This is a genomic window from Variovorax sp. WDL1 (assembly GCF_001541225.1).
Taxonomy (GTDB): domain Bacteria; phylum Pseudomonadota; class Gammaproteobacteria; order Burkholderiales; family Burkholderiaceae_C; genus Variovorax.
On sequence record NZ_LMTS01000071.1, the window covers coordinates 42527 to 50794 of the forward strand.

Consider the following 8268-nt stretch of genomic DNA (forward strand, 5'->3'; position numbering starts at 1 on the left):
TCTGCGTCGCGTGAAGTCATCGCTTTTCCTGTTGGGGTGAAAAAAGAATTATGTTCTAGCGGCAGGGGCACCCTGGGGGGTGGACCACGGACGCGGGGGCTGTCATATAGCCTCCATATGCGCTCGCACATTTCGTACCGGGCCTCGCTGCCTTACCCTCACAGCCCATGCAAGCCTACCGTGCTTCCCTTTTGCGATTCGACGCCGCCGGCCAGCCGGTTTTCGACCAGGACGGCCTCCTGGTCGTCGGCCCCGACGACGCCGGCCGCCAGCGGGTGCAGGATGCCGGCGCCTTCGCAAGTGTCGCCGCCCGCCATCCGGGCGTGGCGGTCACGCACTGGCCGGGCCGCATCATCGCGCCGGGCTTCGTGGACATGCACATCCACTTCCCGCAGACCGACATCATCGGCGCGCCCTCCGAGGGCCTGCTGCCCTGGCTCGAGAACTACACCTTTCCGGCCGAGAGCCGCTTCGCCGAGCCCGCCCATGCGGCCGAGGTGGCCGAGGTCTTCTTCGACGAGCTGCTGCGCAACGGCGTCACCACCTCCCTGACCTTCGCGACCTCGCATCCGGCCTCGGTGCAGGCCTTCTTCGAGGAGGCGCAGCGCCGTTCGCTGCGGATGATCACCGGGAAGGTACTGCAGGACCGCCATTCGCCCGACGGTGTGCGCGACCAGACCGAACAGAGCCTGATCGACACCGAATCGCTGATTCGCCGCTGGCACGACGTGGACCGGCTGGGCTACGCGATCACCCCGCGCTTCGCCCCCACCAGCACCGACGCACAGCTGCGCGGCGCGGGCGAGCTGGCCGCCAGATACCCCGACACCTGGATCCACTCGCACGTGGCCGAGAACAAGGACGAGGTGAAGTGGGCGCGTGAGCTTTTCCCGGGCGCTCGTTCCTACCTCGACGTCTACCAGGGCTTCGGCCTGATGCGCGAGCGCGCCGTGTATGCCCACTGCATCCATTTCGACGACGACGACCGGCGCCTGATGCGAGAGACCGGCACCGCTGCCGCCGTGAGCCCGACCAGCAACCTGTTCCTCGGCAGCGGCTTCTTCGACTTCGAGGGGGCCGACCGCATCGGCTGCGCGTACGGCCTGGCCAGCGACGTCGGTGGCGGCACCAGCTTCAGCCCCTTCTCGACCATGCTGGCCGCCTACTACGTGGGCCGCGAGGGCCAGACCAAGCCGGGCGTCAGCATCGCGCCCTCCCAGCTGTGGTGGCGCCACACCGGCGGCGCGGCGCGGGCCCTCGGGCTGGAGGGCGTCATCGGCAACCTGCAGCCGGGTTGCGAGGCCGATTTCCTGGTGCTCGACCCCAAGGCCACGCCGATGCTCGCGCGCAAGACGGCGCGGGCGGACAGCCTGGAGGAACTGCTGTTCGCGATGATCGTCCTGGGGGACGATCGGCTGGTCGAGCGCACCGTGATCTCCGAAGCCTCGGACACTTGAGGCGGTCGGGCGGGCGGGAGCCGCTGCCTAGAATAGCGGCCCCAAGGAAGGACCCCGAACATGAGCATCAAGAGCGACAAGTGGATCCGGCGCATGGCCGAGAAGAACGGCATGATCGAGCCCTTCGAGCCGGGGCAGATCCGCGAGCAGGACGGCCACCGCATCATCAGCTACGGCACCTCCAGCTACGGCTACGACATCCGCTGCGCACCCGAGTTCAAGGTCTTCACCAACATCCACAGCACGGTTGTCGACCCGAAGAACTTCGATGAGAAGAGCTTCGTCGACTTCCACGGCGACTCCTGCATCATCCCGCCCAACAGCTTCGCCCTGGCCCGCACGGTGGAGTACTTCCGCATCCCGCGCAACGTGCTGACCATCTGCCTGGGCAAGAGCACCTACGCGCGCTGCGGGATCATCGTCAACGTCACCCCCTTCGAGCCCGAATGGGAAGGCTACGTGACGCTGGAGTTCAGCAACACCACACCGCTGCCGGCCAAGATCTACGCCGGCGAGGGCTGCGCCCAGGTGCTCTTCTTCGAGAGCGACGAAGTCTGCGAGATCAGCTACAAGGACCGCGGCGGCAAGTACCAGGGCCAGCGCGGCGTGACCCTGCCCAAGGCCTGATCGGATTCTCGCGGCGCTGTCCTGCACGCGCTCGCGCCTCCCCGCCTGTGCGGCCCCATCTGGCCTGCGCAAGAATTTTTGGCCAGGGATGTGCTCCATATCGAGCGCGTACCATCGGCGAGCAGCAGCCGTTCGCGGGCGGCAAGGAGACGCGTCATGAGATGGGAAGGCAACGAACAATCGGACCACGTCGAAGACCGCCGCAGTGGGGGCGGGGGCTTCGGCGGGCTGCCGATCGGTGGGCGCAGCGTCGGGGTGGGCACCATCGTGGTCGCCCTTATTGCAGGGTGGATCTTCGGCATCAATCCGCTCACCCTGCTGGGGATGATGAGCGGCGGCGAGCCGCCGGCCCAGGTGCAGCAGCAGGGCCCGGCCCAGAAGCCGCCGGCGGAGGATCGCGAGGCCGCCTTCGTTTCCACCGTGCTGCGCAACACCGAGGTGGTGTGGAGCGGCATCTTCCGCCAGAACGGCAGCACGTACACGCCGACGCGCCTGGTGCTGTTCCGCGGCGCCACGCCCACGGCCTGCGGCGCCGGCCAGGCAGCCATGGGCCCCTTCTACTGTCCGGGCGACAAGAAGGTCTACATCGACCTGAGCTTCTACGACACCCTCTCGCGCCAACTGGGCGCGCCCGGCGAATTCGCCCGCGCCTACGTGATCGCGCACGAGGTGGGCCACCATGTCCAGGACGAACTGGGCGTCACCGGCAAGGTCGACCAGATGCGCGGCCGCCTGAGCCAGGCGCAGAACAACGCGTTGAGCGTGCGCGTCGAACTGCAGGCCGACTGCTTCGCCGGCGTCTGGGCCCACCATTCCCAGGAGTCCAAGCGCTGGCTGGACCCGGGCGACATCGAGGCCGCGATGAATGCCGCGGCCAAGATCGGCGACGACGCCCTCCAGCGCTCGGCCGGCCGGGCCGTGGTCCCCGACAGCTTCACCCATGGCTCCAGCGCGCAACGCCAGCGCTGGTTCGGAGCGGGCTACAAGAGCGGCAAGATCCAGGATTGCGACACCTTCGCCGCGCGGAGCCTTTGAGGCGGAGCTCGGGTGCTATCCAAAAGAGAGCAATCGGACCAGTCACCGCACTGTCATCCCCGTTTTTTGCCGCAGTGCGACAATAGCGGGCTTCATGACCAGTTCCTTCTCCAATCTTTCCCTGGCCGAACCGCTGGCGCGCGCGGTGGCCGAAATGGGCTACGAGAGCATGACGCCGATCCAGGAGCAGGCCATTCCGGTGGTGCTCGCGGGTCAGGACGTGATGGGCGCTGCGCAGACCGGCACCGGCAAGACGGCGGCCTTCTCGCTGCCCCTGCTCCAGCGCATGCTCAAGCACGAGAACAGCTCGACTTCGCCGGCGCGCCATCCGGTGCGTGCGCTGGTGCTGCTGCCCACGCGCGAGCTGGCCGACCAGGTCGCGCAGCAGGTCAAGCTCTACGCCAAGTACACCAACCTGCGAAGCACAGTGGTGTTCGGCGGCATCGACATGAAGCCGCAGACGCTGGAGCTCAAGAGGGGTGTCGAGGTCCTCGTGGCCACGCCGGGCCGGCTGCTGGACCACATCGAGGCCAAGAACGCGGTGCTCAACCAGGTCGAGTACGTCGTGCTCGACGAGGCCGACCGCATGCTCGACATCGGCTTCCTTCCTGACCTGCAGCGCATCCTCTCGTACCTGCCCAAGCAGCGCACCACCCTGCTGTTCTCGGCCACCTTCTCTCCCGAGATCAGGCGCCTGGCCGGCAGCTACCTGCAGAACCCGGTCACCATCGAGGTGGCGCGTCCGAACGAGACGGCCTCCACCGTGGAGCAGCATTTCTACAGCGTCAGCGACGACGACAAGCGCCGCGCGCTGAAGCAGATCCTTCGGCAGCGTGGCCTCAAGCAGGCCTTCGTTTTCGTCAACAGCAAGCTGGGCTGTGCGCGGCTTGCACGCTCGCTCGAGCGCGAAGGGCTCAACACCACGGCACTGCACGGCGACAAGAGCCAGGACGAGCGCCTGAAGTCGCTGGCCGCCTTCAAGGCCGGCGAGGTCGACCTGCTGGTGGCCACCGACGTGGCGGCGCGCGGCCTCGACATCAAGGACGTGCCGGCAGTCTTCAACTTCGACATCCCCTTCAACGCCGAGGATTACGTTCACCGGATCGGCCGCACCGGCCGCGCCGGCGCCTCGGGCCTGGCGGTGAGCTTCGCCAGCGGCGGCAACGACGTGCGGCTGGTCGCCGACATCGAGAAGTTGATCAAGAAGAAGATCGAGCTGGAACCGGTGGAGTTCGAGGAAGACCGACCGCGCGGGCGCATCAACGACGGGCGCCGCCACTGGCGCGAAGAGGGCGAGGCCGGCGACGCGCGCGACGTGCTCGACCAGCCACGCGAGCGCAACGGCGAAGCCCGCTTCGGGCGCGGCGCACGGCCGCACCGCGCACCCGCTGCGCCGCGCGATCCGTTCTTCGAGAAGCCCTACGAGAGCCCGGAGCGGGAGGCTGCGCCTTCCTGGGAGGCTGCTGCCAAGGCAACGCCTGCGCGAGGCCTCTCGAGCAACATCAAGAGCAAGCGCAAGGTCCCGGCGCTGTTCAAGGCCTCGGAGTCGCAGCCGAACTGAACCCGCGCTGCGCTCAGCCGGGCTTCTGCGCCTGCGCGCAGCGCACCTGGATCAGTTCCCGATCCGCCGCCGTCGCGCCGATGCGCACCGCGCTCAGGCAGCCGCCCCAGACGCAGCCCGTGTCGGTGGACAGCAGGTCGGGCCGCGACAGCCAGCCCAGCGTCGACCAGTGGCCGAAGGCGACCGTGAGCTTCGCAGTGCGCCGCCCCGGCACGTCGAACCAGGGCATGAAGCCCGCGGGGGGCGCGCCTGATCCGTCCTTGGTCTCGAACTCCATCACGCCCTCCGCGCTGCAGAAGCGCAGCCGCGTCAGGGCATTGACGATGACGCGCAGGCGTGCGCTGCCGCTGAGCGCATCGCTCCACTGCGCGGGTTCGTTGCCGTACATGGTCTGGAGGAACTCGGTCCAGGCGGGGCCGCGCAGCACCGATTCGAGCTCCGCCGCCAGCGCAAGCGTGTCCGCAAGGCTCCATTGCGGCAGCACGCCCGCATGCACCATCAGCAGCTCGCCATCGGCCAGTTCGCGATGCAATGCCATCGGTTGCCGGCGCAACCAGTCGAGCAGGGCCTCGCGGTCAGGCGCGGCCAGCACTTCGCCCAGGGTGTCCTTGCGGCCGTGCTTGCGCGCGCCCTGGGCCACGCCCAGCAAGTGCAGGTCGTGGTTGCCCAGCAGGCTCTGCGCGGCGCCGTCCAGGCGCTGCATGCGCCGCAGCACGGCCAGCGAGTCGGGGCCGCGGTTGACCAGGTCGCCCAGCAGGACGAGCTGATCGCGGCTGGGGGAGAAGGCGATGCGGTCGAGCAGGCGCGCCAGGGGTTCGTCGCAGCCCTGCACATCGCCGATCAAGTAAAGTGCCATGGGTCCCCATTCTCCCCCGCCTCCATGGATGTTTTTCTCCTGGCCTTGCTGACCACGCTCAACGCGTTGTTCGCAATGTCCGAAATGGCCCTGTCCACCAGCCGCCGGGCGCGCCTTGCCGCGCTGGCCGAAACGGGGGATGCGGGCGCCGCGGCCGCGCTGGACCTCATGGAGTCGCCCACGCAGTTCCTCTCGACCGTGCAGATCGGCATCACCTCGATCGGCATGCTGAGCGGCATCGTCGGCGAGGCCGCCTTCGCCGGGCCGCTGGCCATCTGGATGGAGGGCGCGGGCATGGGTCCGGGGGCAGCCAGCTTCGTGTCCACCGCCGTGGTGGTGAGCTGCATCACCTTCTTCACCATCATCTTCGGCGAGCTGGTGCCCAAGCGCATCGGCCAGCTCTATCCCGAGCCGGTGGCACGCCACGTCGCACGCCCGATGCACATGCTGGCCGCCGCAGCCAAGCCCTTCGTGCTGCTGCTGTCGGGCGCCACGGCCGCAATCCTCAAGCTGCTGCGCATCGACCTGAACGCCGGCCGCATGGTGACGGAGGAGGAGATCTCGGCCAGCCTGGAGGAGGGCGTGGACGCCGGCGTCATCGAGATGCACGAGCACCAGATGGTGCGCAACGTGTTCCACCTGGACGACCGGCGCCTCAGCTCGCTGATGGTGCCGCGCGCCGACATCGACTGGCTGGAAGCTTCCGCCAGCGTCGAGGAGGCCCTTCGGAAGGTGTCGGTGGACGCGGTGCGCGACGAGGTCCATTCGTGGTACCCGGTGTGCCGCGGGTCGCTGGACGACGTGGTCGGCACCATCAGCGTGGCCCGGCTGCTGGCGCTGGGCCTCGCGCACACCGGCACCATCGAGGAAGCGGCGCAGCCGGCGATCTTCGTGCCCGAGACTCTCACCGGCATGGAGCTGCTCGAGCAGTTCCGCGCGCGCGCCGCGCGCCTGGTGTTCGTGGTCGACGAGTACGGCGTGGTGCAGGGGCTGATGACGCCGGGCGACTTGCTCGAAGCCATCACCGGCGAGCTGCAGACCGCCACCCAGGGCGACGCGTGGGCCCACAAGCGGCCCGATGGCGTGTGGGAGCTCGACGGGCTGATGCCCGTGGCCGAGCTGCGTGCGCGCCTGGGCATCCGCGAGCTGCCCGACGAGGACCGCGGCCGCTACAACACGGTGGCCGGGTTGCTGATCTTCGTGGCCGGCCACCTGCCCGAGGTGAACGAGGAAATCGACTGCGAGGGCTGGCGCTTCCGGATCGTGGCGCTGGACGGCAAGCGCATCGACCGGGTGCTGGCCCGTTCGATAGCCGCGGCGGCCCAGAACGTGGCGGCCTGAGGACAGCGCACGCTGGCGGAAGCGCGAACGAAGGCTCTCCCCGATTCAGCGCGGCCGCGGATGCTCGGCGCGCCACCTCCAGGGCGGCACCGGGCGGCGGTCGGCCCACAGCCCCGCGCGCCGGGCCTTGGCCTCGAACTCCGCGAACTCGTACTGGCCGCGCTCGGTGAGGCTCTGTTCGTCGGCATAGGCACGCGACCACCAGGCCATGCCGACGGTGAGCATTGCGAGGCCGGCATCCAGCGTCTTCGCGCAGCGGGCCTCGGAACAGGAGTTCGGTGCCACCTGCACGCGGCAAACGCGGCGGTGGTAGCGGTCCTCGTCGTGTTTGCAGTCCAGCCGCGCCGTCTTGCGGTAGGCCATCTGGGACAGCGCCTGCTTGGCGCGCCGGCCGAAGGGCTGTTTCAGCTCGGGCGCGTCGATGGCATGCAGCCGCACGGTGAGCTGGCGATAGGCGCCAGGCTCGCCGCAGCGGACCCTGAGGGAGTCGCCGTCGCTGATGGCGACGACCAGGCAGAAGAGAGTGGCGGAAAGCATCAGGCCAAAGCTGCCGATGCTAAAGGTTCTGCCCGATGCAGGCCGCCATCTACGCCGCCTCGCGCAGGGCCTGCAGCACCCGCGCCAGCGCGGGGCTGGGCTCCTGCCGGTCCCACACCATGCCCACCGGCCCCACGTCGGAGCCCAGCGACAGCGCCAGGATCGCCAGCATCCCCAAGCGCTGGTAGTGGTGCGCCGCGGCACCGGAGAGCACGCCGATGCAGCGGCTCTCGCGCATCAGCGCCTGGTTGAGCGTGGGGGAGGTCGATTCGATCCAGGGCTCGGGCGGCGCGAGGCCCTGCTCGACGAAGGTGGCGTCGATCGCCCGGCGCAGCGCCGTGTGCCGCGGCGGAAGGATCCACGGATGGGCCGCCGCCTTCGCCCACGTCACCCCGGCGGCGCGCAGCAGCGGATGCCTGCGGCCCGTCACCACGCAATGCGGGTCCTTGAACAGCGCCTCGCTGTGCACGTGGGGCCCGAAGGCCCGCTCGTCCAGGCGGCCCACGATCAGGTCCAGCTCGCGGCGCTCGAAGCGTGCCCACAGGCCCGCGGCCGTATCCTCCACCACCTCGATGCGCAGCGGCTGCGGCTGCTTCTCCAGCGCGAGCAGCGCGCGCGGCAGCAGGTAGGCGCTGGTTACCAGCATGCTGCCGATGCGCACCGCGCCCAGCGTGCCGGCCGCCACCGCCGCAAGCTCCTGCTGCAGCTGGCGTGAGTCCGCCACCACGCGCCGCGCATGGCGCAGCGCCACAGGCAGATAGGGGCTGGGCCGGATCTGCCGACCCCGCAGGAACAGCGGCACGCCCAGCGCCGCCTCGACCTCGGCCAGCCACTGCGACACGGCCGGCTGGCTC

8 protein-coding genes are annotated in these 8268 nt (G+C 69.3%); 5 read left to right on the top strand and 3 right to left on the bottom strand.

What is annotated here, in order from left to right:
- The first annotated feature begins 167 nt into the window (after positions 1-167).
- The 4 genes from guaD to APY03_RS09900 all read left to right on the top strand — a co-directional run bounded on the left by guaD (position 168) and on the right by APY03_RS09900 (position 4680).
- Positions 168-1457 carry a guanine deaminase gene (guaD, locus tag APY03_RS09885; protein ID WP_068676292.1) on the top strand — a complete coding sequence of 430 codons (1290 nt, stop codon included), beginning with the start codon at positions 168-170 and terminating at the stop codon, positions 1455-1457.
- A gap of 60 nt (positions 1458-1517) precedes the next feature.
- Complete coding sequence (dcd, locus tag APY03_RS09890) at positions 1518-2084, top strand: dCTP deaminase (protein WP_068676294.1); 567 nt, start codon at positions 1518-1520, stop codon at positions 2082-2084.
- Between the two features lie 156 nt (positions 2085-2240).
- Positions 2241-3119, top strand: coding sequence for a KPN_02809 family neutral zinc metallopeptidase (gene ypfJ / locus APY03_RS09895; protein WP_068676296.1), 879 nt, complete (start codon positions 2241-2243; stop codon positions 3117-3119).
- Positions 3120-3213: 94 nt separating this feature from the next.
- Complete coding sequence (locus APY03_RS09900; protein WP_068676298.1) at positions 3214-4680, top strand: DEAD/DEAH box helicase; 1467 nt, start codon at positions 3214-3216, stop codon at positions 4678-4680.
- A 13-nt stretch (positions 4681-4693) separates the two neighbouring features.
- On the opposite strand, the gene APY03_RS09905 is transcribed toward APY03_RS09900, so the two are convergent.
- Positions 4694-5536, bottom strand: a complete 843-nt coding sequence (locus APY03_RS09905) for a symmetrical bis(5'-nucleosyl)-tetraphosphatase (RefSeq protein WP_068676300.1) — start codon at positions 5534-5536, stop codon at positions 4694-4696.
- Between the two features lie 24 nt (positions 5537-5560).
- Here APY03_RS09905 and APY03_RS09910 point away from each other — a divergent pair, with 24 nt between their 5' ends.
- Entirely contained in the window at positions 5561-6877 is a 1317-nt protein-coding gene (locus APY03_RS09910; RefSeq protein ID WP_068676302.1) for a hemolysin family protein, read from the top strand.
- Between the two features lie 45 nt (positions 6878-6922).
- On the opposite strand, the gene APY03_RS09915 is transcribed toward APY03_RS09910, so the two are convergent.
- Both APY03_RS09915 and APY03_RS09920 read right to left on the bottom strand, forming a co-directional pair.
- The gene (locus APY03_RS09915) at positions 6923-7414 is read right to left on the bottom strand and encodes a thermonuclease family protein (protein WP_068676304.1); all 492 of its coding nucleotides are present in this window, start codon (positions 7412-7414) and stop codon (positions 6923-6925) included.
- A 49-nt stretch (positions 7415-7463) separates the two neighbouring features.
- Positions 7464-8268, bottom strand: an 805-nt coding sequence (locus tag APY03_RS09920) for a LysR substrate-binding domain-containing protein (RefSeq protein WP_157103396.1), incomplete at its 5' end; no start/stop codon positions are given.

Coding starts and splice junctions, on each gene's coding strand:
- guaD (WP_068676292.1), top strand. CDS start 168: ATGCAAGCCTACCGTGCTTCCCTTTTGCGATTCGACGCCGCCGGCCAG.
- dcd (WP_068676294.1), top strand. CDS start 1,518: ATGAGCATCAAGAGCGACAAGTGGATCCGGCGCATGGCCGAGAAGAAC.
- ypfJ (WP_068676296.1), top strand. CDS start 2,241: ATGAGATGGGAAGGCAACGAACAATCGGACCACGTCGAAGACCGCCGC.
- APY03_RS09900 (WP_068676298.1), top strand. CDS start 3,214: ATGACCAGTTCCTTCTCCAATCTTTCCCTGGCCGAACCGCTGGCGCGC.
- APY03_RS09905 (WP_068676300.1), bottom strand. CDS start 5,536: ATGGCACTTTACTTGATCGGCGATGTGCAGGGCTGCGACGAACCCCTG.
- APY03_RS09910 (WP_068676302.1), top strand. CDS start 5,561: ATGGATGTTTTTCTCCTGGCCTTGCTGACCACGCTCAACGCGTTGTTC.
- APY03_RS09915 (WP_068676304.1), bottom strand. CDS start 7,414: ATGCTTTCCGCCACTCTCTTCTGCCTGGTCGTCGCCATCAGCGACGGC.